We start from the raw sequence: 595 nt of genomic DNA, 5'->3' as shown, positions 1-595 counted from the left end.
TCGTGCTGGGCTGCTGGCAGCGGCAACGGCGCGTGCTGGGCGCTCGGAAGCTCTGGTTGCGTCTGCGCCGCGAGGGCCACGACATTGCCCGTTGCACGGTGGAGCGCCTCATGCGCGAGCTCGGCATCGCTGGCGTGCGACGTGGGAAACGCACCAATCCGGTCGATGCTGACCCGCGCGAGACCAGACCTGCCGACCTTGTCGATCGGCATTTCGCCAGGTTCCGCACGAACCAACTCTGGGTCGCTGACTTCACCTACGTGTGGTCGTGGTCCGGATGGGTTTACGTCGCGTTCGTGTTCGATGTTCACTCCCGCCGCATCCTGGGCTGGCGGGCGGCGACGAGAATGACGACGCCGCTGGTGCTCGACTGCCTGGAGATGGCGTTCTGGACCAGGCGCCGCGAGGGCGTCGCCGACTTCGCCGGACTGACGCATCACACCGATGCCGGCAGCGTCTATACGTCCATTGCCTTCACCGACCGCCTGATCGAGGAAGGCATCGACCCCTCGGTTGGATCCGTCGGCGACGCCTACGACAACTCCCTCGCGGAGTCCCAGATCGGACTCTATAAGACCGAGTTGATCCATCACGA

Annotated in this window: 1 protein-coding gene; it reads left to right on the top strand. The window is 65.2% G+C overall.

Features of this window, described 5'->3' with window-relative positions; translation table 11 throughout:
- A partial coding sequence (locus tag FK219_RS13325) for an IS3 family transposase (RefSeq protein ID WP_165638158.1) occupies positions 1–595 on the top strand: 595 nt, incomplete at both ends.

It is taken from the genome of Microcella pacifica (assembly GCF_009371975.2).
GTDB lineage: Bacteria > Actinomycetota > Actinomycetes > Actinomycetales > Microbacteriaceae > Microcella > Microcella pacifica.
Note: the sequence above shows the minus strand (reverse complement) of the source record. Positions and strands in the feature narration are given on the sequence as shown.